Here is a 20,388-nt window from a genome sequence, read left to right as displayed (position 1 = left end):
CCTTTTTCAGTCGGCCGGACTGGCTCGGGTCATGGCTCACAGAACCTCCTGGAGACCTGCTGAAACTGTCAGCGGCCTGCCCGTCGCACGCGGCGAGAGGTGGTCAGGCATTGATCGCGCCGATGGATTCGCGGACTGCATCTGAAGCCTTGTCTCTTGCGTTCAGGCCTGAGGGCCTGTCACGGGTTCATCTGGGCTGACCGCCAACACCGCTGGGCCGGGGTCGCTTGCCTTGGCATCGTCTTCCAAAACATCAGTTTATGTTTATATTAACGATGACGGATATTTAACACGTTGGTGTCTACCCTAGGGTGAAGACTGAAAGCCTGCGGGCCGGCGCCAACGGCTCCGGCGTTTGTGCGCAAGGAGCCAGGCGTCAATCCGCCTGCGGATGCCGAAGGGCGTGTCGATGCGGTCGACGACCTCGGCGCCGCGCTTGATGGTCGTGGTCAGTGTGTAGCGCTGCGGAGTGTCGAGCGACCACAGCAGCGGCGACTCCACGCGCAACTGGGCGCTCACGTCCGTGGTTGCGTCGGCCGCGACGGTGCGGGCCGGCTCGCTTGCGCGGGCGACGACGCGACCAGCCGGATCGCGCAGCTCGTGTTCCAGCGCGAAGTGATCGCCCGCCTTGCCGTCGTTGCGCACGGTTGTGTCCACCGTCACGTCGGCGATGTCTCCGTTGACTGTCGCGCGCACGAAGCTGCCGTGTGGCGCCACATGCAGCGGCCCGGTCTGCGTCAGCCAGACATGGCGGTAGATGCCGGCGCCCTCGTACCACCAGCCCTCCTGCGTCGTCGCGTCCACCCGCACCGCGACGACATTGCGGCCGCCGAAGTTCAGGTAGTCGCTGATGTCGACTTGGAAGCCCGAATAGCCGCTGGCCTCGCGATTCAGGTAGTGCCCGTTGACCCAGACGACGCTGTCGCGGAACACGCCGTCGAACTCCAGCGTGAAGCGCCGGCCCTTGCCGGCCGCCGGAATGGCCAGTTCGCGCCGGTACCAGCCGACGCTGTTCTCCGGGAAGCCGCGGCCGACGGCCTTCATGCCGTGCTGGGAGCTGCCGCGCTCGCTGAACGGCAGTTCCACCGCCCAGTCGTGCGGCACGTCGACGCGACGCCAGGGACGGTCCTCGAAGTCGGCCGCAGCCGGGCCGTCGCCGTAGCCGGCCTTGCCAAAGAAGAAGGGGCGCATGCCGTGGTCGAAATCCTTGGCGGGATCGTTGGCATGGCCTAGCGCGAAACGCCAGCCGTCGTCGATGCGGGTGCGCTCGCGCAGGTTGTCGGCGTAGCCCTGTGCGCCGACGATGGCCAGCGCCAATGCGATGAGGCCACTGCGGAGGGCGAGCTGTGCCATGGGTCTCTCTTGTTGAAGTTCAGTTCTTGGGCTTGGCGAATACGCGCACTTCGCTGAGTTGCGCCGGGTGATCGAGCGTGACGGCAGGGAAGCGGATGCGCAGGAAAGCCGCCTTGTTGTCGCCGCCGAACAGCGCGGCCTCGTGGTTCTTGCGGCGTTCCTTGACTTCGGCCACCTGGCGCCAGTGGGTCTGGTCGTTGCTGATCTCCACGACGAAGTCCGGGTTGCTGTCGTCAGGCATCTGCACCGACAGCCAGTGCAACGCATAGACGTTCTCCAGGTGGCCCACCCAGTAGGCCTCGCCGTTCTTGGCGTCGGCGCGCCAGAAGGTGTCCGGGTTGCCGTCGTTGGCCAGCGGCGCCTCGTGCCCAGGCGCGGAGCCGCTGGTGGCGGTGGGCCGGCTGGTGGTCACGTTGATCGGGTCGTCCGGCAAGGACTTGCGGTTGATCGGCGGGTAGGTGATGACCGGCTGGTCGGGCGCCAGCGGCGAGACGCCCGGCACGAAGCGCTCCGCCCCGGTCGTCGTGATGGTGATGCGAGCGGGCTTGAGGCCGGGGGACGTCGCCTCGATGACGGTCTCGCCAGCGAAGTACGACCGGAAGCTGATCGCGGCCTGGCCGTCGCGGATGGCGACCGGCGACTTGCTGCTGAAAGCGATGCTGCGCCCGGTGGGGAACTTGCCTGGGCCGCTGACGATGGTCAGCGTCACGTCCGGCGAGTTGCTCAGCGCCCGGCCGGTCCCGTCCTGCACGGTGACGACGAGATGGGTGTCGTCCAGCCCCTGCGTGCCGCGGATGACGGTCTGGCTGGCGGCCAGTTGCAGCTGCGCGGGCTTGCCGTCCACCGGCCAGGCGGGCGGTGGCACGCCGGCGTAGGTGTGGCGGTACCAGTGGTACTGGCGCTTGGGCAGGCGGAAGTAGTCGACGAAGCCCATGGCGCCGAACTCGATGGAAGCGATGGAGCCGTGGTCGAAGGCGCACCACAGCGCCTCGCCCGAGCGCCAGGGGTAGCGCCACGAGTAGGGACGCGGGTTGGCCTGCTGGTCCGGCGTGTCGGGCATCAGGCCGAAGCCGGGCTCGTAGGCACCGGGGCGGTCCACCATCGTCGAGCCGTATTCCGACACGACCGAGGGCACGCCGGGGTTCAAGAACAGCGTCGCGCCGTCGCCGTTGTAGCCCGCCACGTCGCCCAGCTTGTCGATCTCGCCGCGCTGCGCACCGCCGATGGCGACCGGCCGTGTCGGGTCGATGCGGTGGAAGAAGGCCACCTCGCGTTTGAGGAAGTCCCGCATCGCCCCCATCGCCTCGCCCTGGGTGAAGAAGGGCTCGTTGCTGGCGCTCCAGATGACGATGGACGGGTGGTTGCGGTGGATGCGCACCATTTCCTCGACCTGGCGCAGCACGCTCGCCTCGAACTCGGGACGGTCCGCCGGGTCGGGCGGGTAGGCGCTGGACAGCCAGCTGCCGTCCGCACCGAAGCCGCCGATGCCCCAGAAGGGCGCTTCGGACCAGAACAGCATGCCCAGCTCGTCGGTCGCCTTCGAGAAGGCCGGCGAATGCGGGTAGTGCGAGCCGCGGATGAAGTTGAAGCCGGCGTCCTTGACCATCTTCACGTCGCGCCTCGCGGCGCCGTCGGTCACGCCGTCGCCCCAGCCGGCCTGGTCCTGGTGGACGTTGGCGCCGATCATGTAGAGGTGCTTGCCGTTCAGGAAGAAACCCTTGTCGGCGGTGAACTTGACCGTGCGGATGCCGAAGGGCGTCTCGAAGCGGTCGACTGCCCGGCCGTTCACGAAAAGGCGGCTGACCAACTTGTAGAGATAGGGCTGCCCGGGCGACCACAGCCGCGGCGAGGGGATGGCGGGCAGGGTCTGGTCGTAGTCGAGCTTGCCCGCGGCGGGCACGGTCTGCTCGCTGCGATGCTGCGCCACGCGCTGGCCGGCGGCGTCCAGCACTTCGGACACCACGGCGACCTTGGCCGGCGCGGGGCGGCCGTTGAACACCTCGGTCTGCACGCGCACGGTGGCCCGCTCGTCGGACACCTGCGGCGTGGTCACGAAGGTGCCGTACCAGGCCACGTGCACAGGATCGGTGATGACCAGGCGCACGTTGCGGTAGATGCCGCCCGAGAACACGTGCTCGCCGGCGCGTGGTGCGACGCGGGCGTTCCACTCGTTGTTGACGTGCACGGCCAGCAGGTTGCGGCCGGTCTTCACATGCGATGTGATGTCGACGCTGAAGCCGGTGTAGCCGCCGACGTGGCGACCGGCCTGCTTGCCGTTGACCCAGATGACGGCGTCCTGGAAGACACCGTCAAACTCCAACGTGATGCGCTTGCCCTGCGCGCTGGTGGGCAGTTCGAGGTTTTTGCGATACCAGCCATGACCCACGTAGAAGCCGGTGCCCAGAAAGTAAGGCTCCGAGAACGAGTGGGGCAGGTCGGCGCGCCGCCATTGCGAGGTGTCGTGTTCCGCCGCGTGCGCACCGGGCGGGTTGCCGAGGGTGAAGAGCCAGTCGCGGTTGATGGGTTCGCTGCTGCGCGGAACCGCGCTGGCGATGCTGGCGAGTAAGCCCAGGCACAGGGCCACTGCGAGGTGAAAAAGCCGTTTCATGTCGACGTCCTTGGCCTGGGCTGCACAATCAACGCTGCGGCGTGACCCGCACCATGATCACGCCATGCGGGGCGACCTTGCCGCCGTAGCTGCCGCTGACGCCCTTCGTGACCTTCTTGCTCCACAGGTCTTTCACGTCGGCCTTCTGTTCGGTAGCCAGGCCCAGGCGGTCCCACTTCAGCTTCATGTCGGCCGGCGTCTTGCCGCGGTTGAACAGCACGGCCGCGAACTCACCACCCTGCAGCGGCCGCACCCAGACTTCGAGGTCACCTTCCTTCAGCATCCGGCGCCCTTGCTTGCCCAGCGGATCCTGGTCCACGGCGATGACGTCCTTGTTGGTCAGGATGCGCACGGTGTCGGCGTCCATCCTGGACAGGTCGTTGCCGGCGATCAGCGGTGCCGCGAGCATGGCCCACAGCGAGAAGTGGCTCTCGTATTCCGTCGTCGTCATGCCGCCGTTGCCGACTTCCAGCATGTCGGGGTCGTTCCAGCCGTTGGGGCCGGCATGGGCGGCGCGCTCGACCTGCATGTCGAGGATGTTGGTCATGCCGTGCGACCAGTCCTTCTGGCCTTCCCAGGCGTCGTAGATGTCGCCGGTGGTGCGCCACAGGTGGCCGGTCGTCGGGCCCCAGCGCTCGGGATTGGCGGTTCCCCATTCGCAGATGGACAGCACGATGTCCCGGCCCGACTCGCGCAGCGCCTTGGCCATGATGGTGTAGGCGGCTTCGGCGTTGCGCGTGCCGGTGTGGCACCAGTCGTACTTCAGGTAGTCCACGCCCCACTTGGCGTACTGGCGGGCGTCCTGGAACTCATGGCCGGCGCTGCCCGGACGGCCGCCGCAGGTCAGCGAGCCGGCGTCGGAGTACAGGCCGAACTTCAGGCCCTTGCTGTGCACGTAGTCGGCCAGCGCCTTGATGCCGCTGGGGAAGCGCTCCGGGTCGGCCTGGATGTTGCCGTCGGCGTCGCGGCTCTTCTGCCAGCAGTCGTCGATGACGATGTACTGGTAGCCGGCGTCCTTCATGCCGGAGGCGGCCATCGCGTCGGCCTGCTGGCGGATCAANGGAATGCCGCGGCCGGCCGAAAGGAGGGGCATGCGCATCTTGATTTCCAACGACGACGGTTACCTTGCACCGGGCCTCGAGGCCCTCGTCAAAGCTTGTGACGCCTTGATGCCTGAAGGGAAACGCTCGGGGTCGGCCTGGATGTTGCCGTCGGCGTCGCGGCTCTTCTGCCAGCAGTCGTCGATGACGATGTACTGGTAGCCGGCGTCCTTCATGCCGGAGGCGGCCATCGCGTCGGCCTGCTGGCGGATCAACTGCTCGCTGACGTTGCAGGCGAACTTGTTCCAGGAGTTCCAGCCCATCGGCGGCGTGGGCGCCAGGTTGGGCTTGGCGGCGTCGAGCTTGAGCGTCTCGTGGGCGTGGGCGGGTGCGGCGGCAAGGCAGCCGAGCAGGGCGAGGGCCTGCGCAGCATGTCGGAACAGCGGATGCATGGAAATTTCCTGTCGAGAGGTGAGGGGAAAGTGTTGGCGGTTCAGCGACCGTAGCGCCGATTGGCGGATTCCAGCGGCCAGTCATCGGTGCGCAGCGGCGGCAGCGGCAGGCCGTCGCCGCCGACGACGTTGGCCTCGCTGGCGTTGTTGACCCAGGCATAGCGTGCCGCCACGGGCGCCGGCACGGCGGGGCTGCGCAGCACGATGCGGTCACCGTCGAGGCGCGCCTCGGCGGGCTGCCAGCGGCGGTCGGCACCGGCCACGTAGAAGCCGCGCACCGGCTCGCCACTGCGGGCCGTGCGCAGGCCGCCGACGGTGGTGTCGAAGCGCAGCTCGAATTCAGCACCCCTGGCTTGGTGGCCGACCAGGCGCGGGCCCGTGGCCGGCGCGGCGCGCAGGCCCAGCTCGTGCATCGCGAGTCCCGCCAGGCGCTGGCCGACGGTGCGCTTGTTGCGCGGGTGGATGTCGACCGTGTCGCCGATGTCGATGGCCGTGGCCATGCCGGTGTGGGGCAGGCCCAGCGCCGCGGCCTGGCTGGCGCGCAGCTCGGCCCAGCCGTTGCCGTCGGGCCGGTTGTCCGCCATCGGCAGCCAGGACGCCAGCTGCACGAAGAAGAAGGGCAGCTTGGGATCGGCGAACTGGGCGCGCCAGTCCTGGATCAGGCGCTTGAAGCCATCGGCATAGGCCGCCGCGCGCCCGGCGTTCTCTTCGCCCTGGTACCAGAGCACGCCCTTCACGGACAGGCCCTGCAGCGGCGCGACCAGGCCGTTGTGGCCCAGCGTCGGCGCATCGTTGGCGACCGGGCCGGCCGGCATCGCGATCTTCTCGACGCGCGCGCGCCACGTGCCGGCCAGCGAGACCGCGCCGGCCGCCGTGTCCAGCCGCAGGTTGGCGGCCTCGCCGTGGATGCCACCACCACCGGCGTTGTCGGTCACGCGCACGGCGATCCAGTTCGCGCCGGCCTTGAGCAGGCCCGCAGGCAGCGTGTAGCGGCGCGGCAGCTCCCAGCCGCACTGGCCGCCGACCTTCTGGCCGTTGACCCAGACCTCGTCGCAGTCGTCCACCTTGGCGAGGTGCAGCGTGGCGGCGCCGGCTGCTTGCGCGGCGGTCAGCTCGACGCGCTTGCGCATCCAGACCACGCCGTCCACGTCGTACAGGCCCTGGCCTTCCCAATTGCCGGGGGCCTTCAGCGTCGGCCACTTGCCATCGATGTCGGCAGCGGCCGACCAGCCCGAGGCTTCCACGCCGTCCAGCGGCAGGCCCGGCTGCCAGGCGGCGATGCGCGGCAGCATGCGCTGGGCCAGCACGGCGCCGAAGGACGCGTTCTCGGCGGGCAGCTTGTTGACGAAGGGCGCCAGGTCGGGGTCGCGCAGCGCGGCCTCGCGGCTCATCCAGGTCTCCAGCATGGAGCCGCCCCAGGCGGTGTTGATGAGGCCGATGGGCACGCCCTGCACGGCCTGCATCTGCTTGGCGAAGTGATAGCCGACGGCGCTGAACCCACCGACGCTGCCGGGCTCGGCAACCACCCAGGAGGCCGGCGCGATATCGGCCTCGACCTTGACGCTGGCGCGGTGCGGCACGCGCAGGTGGCGCAGCTGCGCGTTCTGCGGCGAGGCCACTTCCTGCGGGCCGGTGTCGGTGTCGGCAAGCACCCATTCCATGTTGGACTGGCCGCCCAGCAGCCAGACGTCGCCGATCAGGATGTCGTTCAGCACGACGGTCTTGTCGCCCGTGACAACGAGACGGTGCGGGCCACCAGCCGGCAGCGCGGCCAGCTGCGCGCGCCAGCGGCCGTCGGCACCGACACGCGCCGTGGCCTTGCGCCCGGCGAGGTCAACGGTCAACGTCTGGCCGGGCGTGGCCTGGCCCCAGAGGTTCAGCGGGCGGTCGCGCTGCAGCACCATGTGCTCGCCGAAGACCTCGGACAGGCGCACTTCGGCCTGGGCGGCGGCGGCCAGCAGGGCCAGCATGAGGGGCAGGGCTTTCATTTTCATTGGGTTCGTTCTCGTCTTTCGGTTCTTCATCTCAGTTTTGCGGTTCCAGCAGTTCCACGCCCAGCGCCTCCAGCTTCAGGCTGCCTTCCCAGCGCTGGCCGCCGAGCACGCCTTTCATCGCGCCGGAGATGGGAACCTCCACTGGCGACCAGTTGGTGTTGACGTAAAGCGTGCGGCCCTCGACGACGCGCGCAAACACGCCGTCGGGCGTCTTCGGCCCCGGTTCGAGCCCCAAGCTCGCGTAGAGCGAGCGCAGCAGCGGCTTCATGAGCTGCGGCTGCGCCGGGGTGGCGAGGTAGATGGCGCGGCCCTTGCCGAACCGGTTGACGGTGATCGCAGGCGGCGTGCCGTCGAAGTTGCTGAAGCGGCTCAGCACTTCGGCAGTGGAGGGTTCCAGCACCTCGTAGTGCTCGATCGTGCTCTTGACCTCCTCGTCACCGATCTTCAACGTGCCCGCCGCTTGGCCGAACTCGTTGGTGCGCAGGCCGAAGACGTCCGTCAGGCCGCCGGGCAGCGGTGTGGCGTGCCACAGGTTGTTGTCGTTCACCTTGGCCGACTGCGCCGTCATGATGACCGTGCCGCCATCGGCGACGAACTTGCGCACCGCCTCGGTCGAGGCCTTGTCCAGCAGGTACATGCCCGGCAGGACGATGAGGCGGTAGCGGCTCAGGTCCTCGTAGGACAGCTTGATGACGGCGACGTCGATGTTGTCCTTGAGCAGCGGCTCGAAGGCGCCCAGGGCCTGCTTCTGGTAGTGCGTCTTCAGGTAATCGCGCGAGCTGTTGGCCGGGCCGTTGGCGCTGTGGGCGGCGACGTTGTCGAAGGAGTAGGCGATGGCCACCTTGGGCTCGACCTTGCGTGGGAAGCCGAGCTTCTCCAGCTTGGCGTAGTCGCTGGCGATGCGGGCCCATTCAGCCAGCTTCCACGAGGGCCGGTCGTCATGGTCGAGCAGACCCATCAGCACCTGCTCCTCACCGCCGAGATGGCTGTTGAAGGTCCACGCCAGTGCCGCCTGGCCGCCCATCAGCAGCACGAAATGCGACCACATGCGCGACCAGCCCTTGCTGCCGTAGTGGCCCGGGCCGCCGGCAGTGAACTCGTTGAACCAGGTCGGCGTCGTCATGCCGGCCTTGATGAGGGCGGCCTCCCAGCCGCCGTTGACCGGGTCGCCGGCATAGAAGCCCATGGCGCCGTAGGTGGTGTGCTGGCGGTAGCTGCCGTGGAAGTCGAAGCCCTTGCGGCCCGACCAGCTCCAGTAGTTGGACAGCGTGGGCTTGTCCGGCGTGTTCTTGCGACGCACGGCCTCCAGGTCGTCGAGCGTCGCAATGGTGATGTCCGACCAGAAACGTCGCAGGTCCAGGTAGCGCTCCGCCGGGCCGGGGCCGTCGGCATAGGGCAGGCGCACCTCGTCCCAGGTGCCGATGCGGCGCGACCAGCGCTGCGTCGCCCAGGCCTTGTTCAACGCGTCGATGCTGCCGTAGCGCTTCTTCAGCCATTCGACGAAGCGCTTGCGGTCGCCCTCGGAGTAGGAGATGTAGCCGTTGCCGATCTCGTTGTCATAGCCCACGGCCAGCAGCGCGGGGTGCTTGGCGTAGCGCTTGGTCAGCGTGTCGGCCATGCGCCGGGCCAGGCGCCGGTAGTCGGGGTCGCCGATGTTGTCCATGTAGCGCTCGGCCGGCGCCAGGCGGGTGCCGGCCTGGTTGACGATGTCGACGCCGGGGTATTTGTGGTGCAGCCACATCGGGGCCGGGATGCCGGGGATGTCGAGGATGACCTTGATGCCGGCGGCCTGCATCTCGTTCATCACCGCGTCGAAGTGCTTGAACTCGAACTTGCCCTCGGTGGGCTCGAAGTAGTCCCAGGACAGGTCGCCCACGCGCACGACCTTGAAGCCGGACTGCTTCATCAGCGCGACGTCGCGCTTGACCTGCTCCAGCGTGCGGTCCACGGGCTGGTAGCAGGTGCCGGCGAACAGCTGGCCGGGGCCGGGCCAGGCGGGATGGCCTTCGGCGCTCTGGGCCAGGGCGGGGTTGAGCGCTGCCAGGGCCAGCGTGCAGGCGATGAGGCTTCTCTTCAGTTTCATGTTCGGGTTGGATCGATGGGTTTCAGGCCAGCCTCGCCTCGGTGGCGCGGTCGGTGCAGACGACATCCTGCGGCGGTGCCATCGCGCTGGCCGCGGCCGACCCGGCAAGGGCCGCTTGCAGGGCCTTGCGCCGGGAGAGCGGCTTGTCGGGCATCGGATTCATCGGATCGCCTGTCGTCAAAGCTTGGGCACTGCGAAACGGACCGTGGCGGCTTGGCCCTGGTAGGGCACGGTGCGGGTCTGCTCGGCCTGACCGGGTGACGCCATCAGGCGCACCTGCAGCTCGCGGCGGCCGGCCATGCCGGGGTAGCGGCCCTGGCGGACGCCGATGTGCAGCGTGCGGCTCGCATCGTCCCAGCGCAAGGCGGTGGTGGCGCGCTCGCCGCGTTCGTAGCGGTAGGTCTCGCCGTCGTCCTCGTAGAGGGTGAAGCGGCCATCGGCGCCCGGGTAGACGCGGATCTCCCAGGGCGCATCGAGGCTCTGGCCGGTGTGTTCCACCACCGGCCCCAGCGGCACCAGGGACCCGGCGCGCACGAACAGCGGGAACTGGTCCAGCGCGTAGTCACGTGTGACGCTGCCGCCGCCGGTGTGCCGCTGGCCGGTCCAGAAATCGAACCAGTCCGTGCCGGCCGGCAGCAGCGTCGCCTGGCGCTGGTCGAGCTTGGGTTGGGCGGCGGCCAGCTCGCGCAGCTGGCTGGGCGTGCGCCAGGCCAGGCGCAGCACCCGGCCGCCGCCGGCCTGGAAGAAGTCGATGCGCAGCTTCAACACCTGGCCTTCGCGCAGCGTCAGACGGTGCCCGTTGAAACGCGCGCCGCCGACGACCCAGTCGTCGACGACGAGCTGGTCGTCCAGCCACAGCCGGAAGCCGTCGTCGCCCTCGACGCCGATCTCGTGCTCGCCACTTTCCATGGCGATGAGCTGGCCGGTCCAGCGTGCCGAGAAACTGTCCAGGTTGGCGAGGCCCGGCGGGATGCTGCCCAGCGGTGGGTTGGGCCAGGTGTGCTCGATCACCGTGTCGACGGTGCTGCTGGCCGGCTTCTCGAAGGCCTTGCCTTCGAAATACGCCAGCACCAGGCCGGGCTGGCCGTCCGGCGTGCGCAGCTGCGTGGGCGGCACCGTCTCAGGCCGGGGCAACTCCGCGTGGAACATCGCCCGTGTGATCGGCTGCACCAGGAAGGCCGGGCCGAACATGTAGGTGTCGTCCAGCTTGCGCAGCGCCGGCTGGTCGGGGAAGTCCATGGCCAGGCCGCGCATCATGATGTAGCCCTCCTGCGTGCTGCGCCAGGCCAGGCTGTAGATGTAGGGCAGCAGCTGGTAGCGCAGACGGGCGGCGCTCAGCAGCGAGCCGTAGACCGCCGGGTCCAGCGTCTTGAACAGATAGGGCTCACGCTCGACGCTGGTGCCGTGGATGCGGTAGACCGGGTTGAAGATGCCGAACTGGTTCCAGCGGGCATAGAGCTCGCGCCACGCCGGGTTGCGCTCGCCGCCGGCGTGGTTGACGAAGAAGCCGCCCGTGTCCTGCGACCAGTAGGGCAGGCCGGCCATGCCGACGTTCAGGCCGCCGGCGATCTGCTGGCGCAGCGCGGCCCAGGAGGCCGTGGTGTCGCCGGACCAGGGCAGGGCGGCGTAGCGCTGCTGCCCGGCCCAGGCCGAACGCGTCAGCGTCAGCGCGCGCTTGGCCGTCGGGCCGGCGGCGCGCTGGCCTTCGTAGACGCCGCGCGTGGTCACGAGGCTGTAGACGTTGAGGTAGCGCGTGAAGTCGCCCAGCGCATTGCGGCCCAGCCGCTTGATGTCGGCCTCGACCTCGCCGGGGTCGTGCGCGGCGCCGCCGACCTCGACCTCGGTGCCGTCCATCCACAGCGCATCGACGCCGACGTCGAGCAGGCCCTTCTTCGTGTGCTTGAAGTAGATGCGGCGGCCCTCGGGACTGAAGGCGTCATAGATGCGGGCCTTCTTGGAGATCCAGTGCAGCGGCTCGAAGCGCAGGCCCTTGGCGTCCAGTTCGCGGGCCAGCGCCGTGTCGTTGCCGACGCCGGGCCAGATGGAGGCCATCAGCTTGCACTGCAGCGGGCCGTGCAGCTCGCGCGTCATCGCGGCGGGGTCGGGGAAGCGTTCGGCGTCCCAGACCATGCCGCTCCATCGGCCGTCCCACACCCCGTTCTTCTCGCCGCCCCAGTACTGCCAGTCCTGCACGATGTAGTCGAGCGGGAAGTGCTCGGCACGGAAGCGCCGCACGACGTCCAGCAGCTGCTGCTGCGTGTGATAGCGCTCCTTGCTCATGAAGAGGCCGAAGGCGGCCTTGGGGAACATCGGCGCCGCGCCGGTGAGCTGGCGGTAGCCGGCCATCACGGCGTCCATGTCGTCCCCGGCGACGAAGTAGTAGTCCGCTCCGGCGGGCGCGCTCTCGGCACGGAAGGTGGCGCCTTTGGGCCCGTCGCTGAAGTTCATCTTCGAATAGACGTCCCACAGCAGCCCCCAACGGCGCGTCGAGACCATGAAGGGCACGACGATGCCGATGTTGGTCTGCACCATCAGCACCTCGCGGCCGCGGTAGTCCATGTAGGGCTGGTTGTACTGGCCCAGGCCGTACAGCGATTCGTCGGGCGTCAGCGTGAAGGTCTGTGTCAGCGCGTAGCTCGGGCTGCCGCTGATCTCGACGCGCTGAAACTCGGTGGGCGCCGTGGCGCGCTCGCGCGTCAGCAGCCGGCCGTCGGCGGTGAAGAAGGCCAGCGCGCCGCTGCGCTTGTCCACCGTCACGCGCAGGCCGGCGCCGGTCAGCGTCAACTGGTCGTTGGCGTCCTGCACGTCGAAGGCGACGGCCTGCGGCCTGGCCACGACGACCAGGCTGGGCTGGGCGGTGTGCGCCTGGCCCAGGTGGGCGGCCACGCGCACCAGGCCCGGGCCGTAGAACAGCACGCTCTTGGTCAGCCCACCGACGCGGAACAGCAGGCCCTCGGCCACGCGCCGCCAGGCGAAGTCATCGGCCGGCCCGTCCAGCGGGAGGGCGCGGAATTGGCCTGCGGCGTCCAGGGCCGAGGGCGAGGAGGAAGGATGGCCAGCGGGTGCTGCCAGCGCGCCTGCCGAGGCGCAGGCCATCAGGCCGAAGAGGTCACGGCGTTTCATTCACGAGTCTCCAGATGCATCACGGTTCGACCGAAGGCCGGCAGCTCGGCGCGGCCGCTGACCTGCAGCAACAGCTTCTGCCCCGGGGCGCGCACGCCGGTGGCTGCGGTCACCGGCTGGCCACCGCCGACCCACAGCGCCACCGGCCCGGGTTCCACGACGCGCCGCCCGTCGGCCTGCACCACGCTGAGCGCCTTGGCGTCCAGCGCGAAGCTGAGCCGGCGCGATTCGCCGGCGCGCAGCGCGACGCGCTGGAAGGCCACCAGCGTGCGTTCCGGCGCCATGGCACCGGTACGGCGGGCATAGACCTGCACCACCTCGGCGGCGTCGCGCGGGCTGTCGTTCTTCAGCAGCACGCTCAGTTGAGCGCCCTGCCCGGCGCTCACGCGGCTGCGTTGCAGCTTGGCCTGCGTGTAGCCGAAGTGCGCATAGCTGAGGCCATGGCCGAACGGGAACTCCGCCTCGCCCTTGAACCAGCGGTAGGTGCGACCCTGCATGCCGTAGTCCTTGAACGGCGGCAGCTGGTCGGCCGAGCGGTAGAAGGTCAGCGGCAGCCGGCCGGACGGGCTGAAGTCGCCGGCCAGCAGTTCGGCCACGGCCTGGCCACCTTCGCCGCCGGGATACCAGGCCTGCACGATGGCGGGCAGCTTCTGCGTGACGCCACCGAAGGCCATCGGGCTGCCGCTGAAGTTCACCACCACCAGCGGGCGGCCCAGCGAGGCCAGGCGCTCCAGCAGCGCCAGCTGCGGCGCGGGCAGGTCGATGCGGGTGCGGTCGCCGCCGGCAAAGCCCGGGGCCATCACCGTCATCTCTTCGCCCTCGAGTTCCCAGGTCAGGCCGCTGGCGAACACCACCACGTCGGCCTCGCGGGCAGCGGCCAGCGCGGCCTCGTCGTTCGCGCCAGGGCGGCTCCATTGCAGGCGTTGCTCGCCCTCCCAGCCGGTCTGCATCGCCTCCACGCGCACGGCGTAAGTCTGGCCGGCCTTCAGCGTCGCGCCGCGCTTGGCCGTGGGCCAGGCGATGTCCCACAGGTCCACCACCAGCTCGCCATCGATCCAGATGCGGTAGCCGTTGTTGCCCTTGAGCCGCAGCACGTGCTCGCCGCTTTCACTGGCGCGCAGGAAGCCGCTCCAGCGTGCCGATTCCTTGCGGTCGTAGCGCTCCGGCCAGCCCCATTTGAAGACGCCCTGCTGTGTCACCGCCGACGACGTCGGCGAGCCCTCGAGCTTGAGGTTGGCGAATCGCTCGAAGTTCAGCCCGGCGCGGCTGCAGGCGGCGTCGGCGCACAGGCTGGCTGCCGGCACGTCCTCCAGCGGCGGCGCCACCCAGCCGGTGCCTTCGACGAAGTCGATGCGTGCTCGCGGGTAGCGCGCCTTCAGGCCCGCCAGCAGCGTGACGGGCTTGGACGGCGTGCCGTTGTAGTTGCCCACCAGCGCGTCCACGCTGTCGGCGTTGGGGCCGATGACGGCGATGCGCTTGGGCGCAGCCCTCAGCGGCAGCAGGCCGTCGTTCTTCAGCAGCACCAGCGAGCGGCGGGCCGTCTCGAGGTTGAGGGCGCGGTGCGCAGGCGTGTCGAAGTCGCGGGCGGTGATCTCGGGGAAGGGGCGCTGCCCCGCGGGAGCCAGCAGCCCCAGACGCAGCCGCACGTCGAACAGGCGGTGCAGCGCGCGGTCCAGTTCCGCTTCGCTGAGCAGGCCCTTCTGCACGGCGGCCACGGTCGTGGCGGGCTGGGCGGTCGGGTTGCTGCCGAAGTCGCAGATCAGGTCGGTGCCGGCGCGCACGGCCAGGGCCACGGCCTCCTCGGGTGTCTTCACATGCTTGTGCGCCCAGTCCATGTGGATGTCGGCCACGGCGCCGCAGTCGGACACCACATGGCCCTGGAACTTCCACTCGTCGCGCAGGTAGTGCTGCAGCAGCAGCTCGCTGGCGCAGGCGGGCACGCCGTCCACGGCGTTGTAGGCGCACATGACCGACTCGGCACGGCCTTCGGTGACGGCCGCATGGAAAGCCGGCAGATAGGTGTCCACGAGGTCGCGGGGCGACACATGGACGTCCTCCTTGTGGCGGTCGGCTTCGGGGCCACTGTGCACGGCCAGGTGCTTGACGGCGGCCGACACGCGGGGCTGGTTCGCATCCGGCCCCTGCAGGCCCTGGATGAAGGCCACGCCCATGCGCGAGGTCAGCAGCGGGTCTTCGCCGAAGGTCTCCTGGCCGCGGCCCCAGCGGGGATCGCGAAAGATGTTGACGTTGGGCGACCACACCGTCAGGCCGCGGTAGATGCCCGACGAGCCGTCCGCACCGACCGTGTTCAGGAACTTGGCGCGGAACTCAGTGCTGACGACGTCGCCGACGCGCTTCGCCAGCGGCGTGTCCCAGGTCGCGGCAAGGCCGATGGCCTGCGGAAAGACAGTGGCGATGTCGGCACGCGCCACGCCATGCAGGCCCTCGCTCCACCAGTTGTAGGCGGGGACCTGCAGGCGCGGGATGGCCGGCGACTCGTGCTGCAGCTGGCTGGCCTTCTCGGCTAGCGTCATCTGCGCCACGAGGGCACGGGCCTGCTGCATGGATGGGCTTGCCGACGCGGCTGTCAAGCCGCTGGCCAGCGACAGCGTCAGGAGACTCGCCAGAAGGTGGCGCGCAGTTTTCCCTGCGGGCCGAGCGCCGGGCCGCTCCCAAGCCGGCCCGCGCTGGCGATGTGCTCGCGGCTGGATGCCGCGAGCATCGCCGTCCCCTTGGGGGCTGAGGCCGGACAGATTGAGCCCAGTGGGCTCGATGTGCCTGCCGAAGCGCCGCGGCACAAGCCGCGGCGTGGTCCCAGACCAGACTCGCTCGCGTTCAGCGACGCGAGGATGGGCGAGGGGCTTCATTTCGCAAGCTGCAGCGTCATCAGCGTGATGTCGTTGCTGCGCATGGGCACGGTGAACTTGAACAGGCCGTCCTTGCCGACCTTGACGGTGCGCTTCACCTCGGGCACGTCGCGCGTCAGCGACTGCAGCTTGGCGAGCTGTTCGGCGCTCAGGTCCTTGGGCGCGCCCATTTCGAGATAGGCGGTGTAGGCGTCGTTGGTCTTGTGGCCGGTGCGGTGCAGCGCCAGCTGGTAGTTGCCGGGCTTGAGGTTGCGCAGCGCCAGCTTGACCGGCTGCGCCGGGCCGTTGGGCACCGGCTTGCCGAAGAAGGTGCCGTTGCTGTTCTGGCCCTGGTCGGGGTGCTGCCAGTCCCAGGCGAGCACGGCGGTCTTGTCGCCGTCCACCGCCGCCAGCACCTTGTCGTCGGTGCTCGGGATCTCGTTGCCGCGCAGCGCGTTGAGGTATTTGTAGGCGAACCAGCTCGGCTTGCGCACGCCGTCGCGCGTCATGAGGCCGAAGCCGCCGTGGAAGGCGGCGCTCGGCGGGCCCGGCTCCTCGAAGAGGTCGCTGTAGGTCCAGTAGCTCATGGCCTGGGCGTAGCCGCGCGTGCCGACCAGCTTGTTGAGCATCCACGGCGCGCTGACATGGCTGTCATGCACCTTGTCACGCGGGTTGTAGCTGGTGCTCCATTCGGTGATGTAGAGCGGGATGCCGGGGAAGGGCGAGGCCTCGATCTCCTGGCGGTTGCGGCGCACGTCGCCAATGATGGAATTGGGGTCGGTGGCCAGGATGCGGTCGGACTTGCCGAACTCGTCGAGGAAGCCCTCGGTCACGCCATAGGTGTGCGTGGTGACGAAGTCCACCGGCACGCCGTTGCCCTTGGCAAAGGCCAGGAACTCAGGCACCCAGGCCGCGCCGGCGGTGGACGGGCCTCCCACCTTCAGCGTGGGGTCGATCTTCTTGATCGTGCGCGCGGTGTTCACATACAGATCGAAGTAGGCCTTCTGGTCGGCGTTCTCCCAGAAGTCCTTCAGGTTGGGTTCGTTCCACACCTCGAACGGCCACTTGCGCACCTCGTCGATGCCGTAGCGCTGGATCAGGTGGCGCACGAAGGCGTCGATCAGCTCGGCCCAGGGGCCCAGCTGCGGATGCGAGGTGTTGCCCTTCCAGTAGAAGATGGTCAGCGGCGAGGTCCGCATGACGGTAGGCGTGAAGCCCAGCTCGATGAAGGGCTTGATGCCGCGCGCCAGCATGGCGTCGTAGAGCTTGTCGATGGCCGTCCAGTCGAAGACGAGCTTGTCGCCGTCCTTCTTCACCGTGCCGTAGGTGTCGTGGAAGATGTCGTGGAAGCGCAGGTAGCGAAAGCCCAGCTCGTCGACCGCGGTCTTGAGCTGCGCCAGATTCTCCGGCCGGCCGGTGGTGCCGGGAAAGTCGGCGCCGACGGCGAGGTCGAAGAAACGGTCCACGGGCTTGTTCGCCGCGGCGCGGTCGAGCGTGACCTCGCGCGCCGCGGGCGGTGCGGCATGGGCCACGGCGCACAGGCCCAGGGTCAACAGCGCCGCCGAGAGCGGGCGCAGGACACAACGTGGCAGGGGAAGCAGGGAGTTCGTCATGGGTGGAATCTGTTCTTGAGAAGTCAGTTGCTGTAGAGCAGCCCGCGGCCGGTGCCGCTGACATAGATGCGCCCGTAAATGTTGTGGTCGGCCGCCATCACGCCGATGCCGCCGAACTGGTGGGCGTCGTCGTTGAAGCGTGACCAGGTGGCGCCGGCGTCGTCGGAGCGGTAGACGCCCCACACGCCGCCCACCACGCCCACCACGTAGATGGCCGCCGAGTACGTGGCGCCTGGAGCCGCCTTGCCCAGCGCGATCTGGCTGGCGCCCGCCACGCCATTGGCGGATGCGAAGTTGCCGAGCTTCGTCCAGGTCGCGCCCGAGTCGAGCGAGTGGTACACGGTGTTGCCGTCGGCCAGCCAGAGGTCGCCTTCGGCATTGGGGTTGACCGCGATGGAGCTGGCCCACCAGGCGTTGGGGGCCAGGTTCGCCGCCACCGAGCCCTGGCTCAGCGTGAAGCTGTGGCCGGCATCGGTCGAGACGTAGACCTTGCCCGCCGTGGCCCATGTGGCACCGCCCGAATCGTAGGCATAGACCTTGTTCGAGTTCTTGCGGTCCGCCACGAGGCGATAGCCACGGCTCCAGCCCGGCGCGACGCTGGGCAGCGCCGGCAGGTTGGTCGCCGTCCAGCTCGCGCCGTTGTCGGTCGTGTAGTAGGGCACCGAGTCGGACGGCGCCCAGACCGCCTTGTTGCGCGCGGTGACGGCGATGCTCGATTGGCCCTCGGTGTTGGTCGCGCCGCCCGGGGGCAGGGTGGCGAACTTCGCCCAGGTCTTGCCGCCGTCGCCCGACCAGTAGCCGGTGCCGACGCCGGTCGAGTTGATCCGACCGATGCCGGCGATGTAGTTCGGATCGGCCCAGGCGATGTCGGCGCCGTTGGCGTTGCTCCAGCCGGTGCCGGGGTTCAGCGTCGGTGCCTTGGAGAGGTCCGTGTGCACCCAGGCGCCGACGTCGCCGGAACTGCTGACCAGCAGGTAGGGCGCGCCAGCCGGCGGCGTGACGATGCCGAGGACCGCGGTCTCCTCGATACCCTCGACGGTGCCTGTCCAGGTCGGCGCGGCCGAGGAGGCGTTCTTCGTCTCGATGACACCGCCGCCGTGGACGTGCAGGATGTGGTCGCGATCGGCGGGGTCGATCTCGACGTCGTCGACCCAGCCGGACGCGACCTCGCCGGGCGTCTGGGCCTCGATCTCGCGCCAGGTCTTGCCCGCGTCGTCGGACAGTTGCACGATCTGCTGGCCGTTCCAGTTGCCCCAGGAGTTTGTCACGCCCAGCGCGATGCGCGTGGTCGCGCCGCTGCCGTGCACGGACACGCCGCCGAGGCCGAAGTTCGTTCCGCCGGCCGGGTCGACGCTCTTGAGCAGCGTCCAGTTCGTGCCGTCGAACTTGTAGAGCCGGCCGGGGCCGCCCGCGCCGGGGCCGGCGTCCTTGGTGAACACGACGTAGAAGATGCCGTCCGCGGCGCGCACCATGTGGGGAATCTGCATGCCCGTGACCGGGGTGGCCACCGGCTTCCACGAGGCGCCGCCGTCGGTGGTCCGGTATAGGCTGGAGGTCAGGCCGGCTGCGGCGACGTAGTCGGGCGCGATGGCGGCATAGACGGTCTGCGTGGCCGTGCCGCTGCCCTTGGTGGCAGTGTCGAAGGCGACCACCCCTACGCCCATGCCGTTGCCGCCTGCGGCCTTGACCTGGTCGGTCGTCATCGTGACGGACGACAGCGAGGTCACCTGGGCCCAGTTGCGGCCGGAGTCGGTGCTCTTCCACAGGCCGGCCTGGCGCGAGCCGAAGAGCAGCGTCGAGGGCTTGTTCGGGTCGACCACCAGGCGCTCACCGAGGGCCCGGCCGGGGTTGTTGCCGCCCAGGGCGAACGGCAGGTCGGCGTGCGTCCAGTGGTCGCCGCGGTCGCTGGAGATGTACAGCCGGCCATTGCCTTCGAAGGTGTACATGCCGGTGGCCAAGTAGACCAATTGGTCGTCGTTCGGGTCGACCGCGATGCTCTCGACGCCGTGGAAGCGGCTCTCGGCCGCGCCGAAGCCCAGGCCGTCGGTGATCGGCGTCCAGGCCGACGTGGCCGGGTTCCAGCGGTAGGCACCGCCGATGTCGGTGCGGGCGTACAGCAGGTTGGCGGTGGCCGGGAGGAAGACCAGGCCGGTGACGTAGCCACCGCCGCCGAACTTCACGCTCGTCCAGGTGGCGGCCCCGGCCGGTGCCGGTGCCGGTGCCGGTGCAGGAGCAGGAGCAGGAGCAGGAGCAGGAGCAGGAGCAGGAGCAGGAGCAGGAGCAGGAGCAGGAGCAGGAGCAGGAGCAGGAGCAGGAGCAGGAGCAGGAGCAGGAGCAGGAGCAGGAGCAGGAGCAGGAGCAGGAACCGCCGTGTCACCACCGCCGCCGCAACCTGCTGCCAGGGTCGAGGCGACGATGGAAAGGATGGTGAGTTGTTTGCTGTACTTCATGGGGATAACCGGGTTTCAATTCATGGATCTCGTGGCGCTGCGTGCTGCCGCCGAAGAACTCTTCTTGTTGTCGCAATGACTCGCGGGAGCGGACCGTCGCCGTATGAAGGTCTGATCTCTAGGGGGTGCTTGTCGAACGGTTGCGAGCGGCGAGCAGATGGCTGCAAAGCGCAGCGTCGGCGGTGATGGGATCGCGTGCTTTGAGGGCCTGGAAGATCACCTCGTGTTCAGCCAGGGCCGCTCGCCAGCCGCTCAGAGCGTTGCCGCCGATGCTCTGCGATGGGAATGCGCTGTGACAGCTGTCGAACAGCTCTACCACGATGTCAATAAGGGCGATACAGCCTCCCATCTCGGCAATGCTCAGATGAAATTGCCGGTCTGCCACCACGGGGGCCAGTCCACGATCAAGATCCTCGCGCATCGCCTTTATGGCGGCGGCGACTCGCCGCAGGCTGGGCTTGCTGGCCCGGGTCGCCGCGAGCGCGATGTTGGCGCGCTCCAACACGATGCGCGCCTGAAAAAGTTCGGCAGAAGACCGGCCGAGCAGCGACTGGGCGGCATTTCCCTTGTGTGCCCCGATGACATAGGCACCCGAACCACCGCGGATCTCGACGAGGCCGTCAATCTCCAGAGCGATCAGCGCTTCGCGTACGACTTGGCGGGATACCCCGAACTGCTGAGCCATCTCCCGCTCGGGAGGCAGCCTTGCTCCAGTGCTGATTTGATCCACGTCGATCAAGGTACGGATTTGCGCTGCGACTAGGCGGTATTGGCGGGGGGAGTCGCCGCTGTGATGAGGGTGCAGCATGGCTTGGGCGTGTCTGCG

12 protein-coding genes and 2 pseudogenes are annotated in these 20,388 nt (G+C 68.9%); 2 read left to right on the top strand and 12 right to left on the bottom strand.

Annotated features, from left to right (window positions below; translation table 11 throughout):
- Positions 1-306 precede the first annotated feature (306 nt).
- Genes ASC95_RS07270 through ASC95_RS32440 form a run of 3 tightly spaced genes read right to left on the bottom strand, consistent with a single transcriptional unit; the run spans position 307 to position 5,021 of the window.
- Positions 307-1,353, bottom strand: a complete 1,047-nt coding sequence (locus ASC95_RS07270; protein WP_057297111.1) for a sugar-binding domain-containing protein — start codon at positions 1,351-1,353, stop codon at positions 307-309.
- 19 nt (positions 1,354-1,372) lie between these two features.
- Entirely contained in the window at positions 1,373-3,961 is a 2,589-nt protein-coding gene (locus ASC95_RS07265) for a glycoside hydrolase family 2 TIM barrel-domain containing protein (protein ID WP_057297110.1), read from the bottom strand.
- Between the two features lie 28 nt (positions 3,962-3,989).
- Positions 3,990-5,021, bottom strand: coding sequence for a glycoside hydrolase family 27 protein (locus ASC95_RS32440; protein WP_369820592.1), 1,032 nt, complete (start codon positions 5,019-5,021; stop codon positions 3,990-3,992).
- A gap of 31 nt (positions 5,022-5,052) precedes the next feature.
- Between ASC95_RS32440 and ASC95_RS32435 the strand changes: the two are divergent.
- A pseudogene (locus ASC95_RS32435) lies at positions 5,053-5,160 on the top strand (5'/3'-nucleotidase SurE); the annotation flags it as partial.
- A 119-nt stretch (positions 5,161-5,279) separates the two neighbouring features.
- On the opposite strand, the pseudogene ASC95_RS32220 reads toward ASC95_RS32435, so the two are convergent.
- From ASC95_RS32220 to ASC95_RS07225, 8 genes and pseudogenes are all read right to left on the bottom strand, one after another.
- Positions 5,280-5,453: pseudogene (locus tag ASC95_RS32220) on the bottom strand (hypothetical protein); the annotation flags it as partial.
- Positions 5,454-5,494: 41 nt separating this feature from the next.
- Positions 5,495-7,441 (bottom strand): sialate O-acetylesterase, encoded by a 1,947-nt coding sequence (locus ASC95_RS07250; protein ID WP_235537770.1) that lies wholly within the window; start codon positions 7,439-7,441, stop codon positions 5,495-5,497.
- Between the two features lie 37 nt (positions 7,442-7,478).
- Complete coding sequence (locus ASC95_RS07245; RefSeq protein ID WP_057297107.1) at positions 7,479-9,530, bottom strand: beta-galactosidase; 2,052 nt, start codon at positions 9,528-9,530, stop codon at positions 7,479-7,481.
- Between the two features lie 22 nt (positions 9,531-9,552).
- Positions 9,553-9,693 carry a hypothetical protein gene (locus ASC95_RS30415; RefSeq protein ID WP_157255999.1) on the bottom strand — a complete coding sequence of 47 codons (141 nt, stop codon included), beginning with the start codon at positions 9,691-9,693 and terminating at the stop codon, positions 9,553-9,555.
- Between the two features lie 14 nt (positions 9,694-9,707).
- A complete protein-coding gene (locus ASC95_RS07240; RefSeq protein ID WP_082567579.1) occupies positions 9,708-12,653 on the bottom strand; it encodes a TIM-barrel domain-containing protein in 2,946 nt (981 codons plus the stop codon).
- Entirely contained in the window at positions 12,650-15,217 is a 2,568-nt protein-coding gene (locus ASC95_RS07235; protein ID WP_082567578.1) for a glycoside hydrolase family 3 C-terminal domain-containing protein, read from the bottom strand. The genes ASC95_RS07240 and ASC95_RS07235 overlap by 4 nt, the downstream gene beginning before the upstream one ends.
- A 299-nt stretch (positions 15,218-15,516) precedes the next feature.
- Entirely contained in the window at positions 15,517-17,112 is a 1,596-nt protein-coding gene (locus ASC95_RS07230; protein ID WP_082567577.1) for a cellulase family glycosylhydrolase, read from the bottom strand.
- Positions 17,113-17,135: 23 nt separating this feature from the next.
- Complete coding sequence (locus tag ASC95_RS07225) at positions 17,136-19,292, bottom strand: dockerin (protein WP_057297106.1); 2,157 nt, start codon at positions 19,290-19,292, stop codon at positions 17,136-17,138.
- Between the two features lie 26 nt (positions 19,293-19,318).
- Between ASC95_RS07225 and ASC95_RS32330 the strand changes: the two genes are divergently transcribed.
- Positions 19,319-19,543, top strand: coding sequence for a hypothetical protein (locus ASC95_RS32330; protein ID WP_057297105.1), 225 nt, complete (start codon positions 19,319-19,321; stop codon positions 19,541-19,543).
- A gap of 137 nt (positions 19,544-19,680) precedes the next feature.
- On the opposite strand, the gene ASC95_RS07215 is transcribed toward ASC95_RS32330, so the two are convergent.
- The gene (locus ASC95_RS07215; RefSeq protein WP_057297104.1) at positions 19,681-20,370 is read right to left on the bottom strand and encodes a FadR/GntR family transcriptional regulator; all 690 of its coding nucleotides are present in this window, start codon (positions 20,368-20,370) and stop codon (positions 19,681-19,683) included.
- Positions 20,371-20,388: the final 18 nt, after the last annotated feature.

The organism is Pelomonas sp. Root1217 (assembly GCF_001425705.1).
Lineage (GTDB): Bacteria > Pseudomonadota > Gammaproteobacteria > Burkholderiales > Burkholderiaceae_C > Pelomonas.
The sequence above is the reverse complement of the archived record's forward strand: the minus strand, read 5'-3'. Positions and strand labels throughout refer to the sequence as shown.

What these genes read in the sequence shown, in the direction of transcription:
- ASC95_RS07270 (WP_057297111.1), bottom strand. Translation starts at nt 1,353, where the DNA reads ATGGCACAGCTCGCCCTCCGCAGTGGCCTCATCGCATTGGCGCTGGCC.
- ASC95_RS07250 (WP_235537770.1), bottom strand. Translation starts at nt 7,441, where the DNA reads ATGAAAGCCCTGCCCCTCATGCTGGCCCTGCTGGCCGCCGCCGCCCAG.
- ASC95_RS07240 (WP_082567579.1), bottom strand. Translation starts at nt 12,653, where the DNA reads ATGAAACGCCGTGACCTCTTCGGCCTGATGGCCTGCGCCTCGGCAGGC.
- ASC95_RS07230 (WP_082567577.1), bottom strand. Translation starts at nt 17,112, where the DNA reads ATGACGAACTCCCTGCTTCCCCTGCCACGTTGTGTCCTGCGCCCGCTC.
- ASC95_RS07245 (WP_057297107.1), bottom strand. Translation starts at nt 9,530, where the DNA reads ATGAAACTGAAGAGAAGCCTCATCGCCTGCACGCTGGCCCTGGCAGCG.
- ASC95_RS07265 (WP_057297110.1), bottom strand. Translation starts at nt 3,961, where the DNA reads ATGAAACGGCTTTTTCACCTCGCAGTGGCCCTGTGCCTGGGCTTACTC.
- ASC95_RS07235 (WP_082567578.1), bottom strand. Translation starts at nt 15,217, where the DNA reads ATGCAGCAGGCCCGTGCCCTCGTGGCGCAGATGACGCTAGCCGAGAAG.
- ASC95_RS07215 (WP_057297104.1), bottom strand. Translation starts at nt 20,370, where the DNA reads ATGCTGCACCCTCATCACAGCGGCGACTCCCCCCGCCAATACCGCCTA.
- ASC95_RS30415 (WP_157255999.1), bottom strand. Translation starts at nt 9,693, where the DNA reads ATGAATCCGATGCCCGACAAGCCGCTCTCCCGGCGCAAGGCCCTGCAA.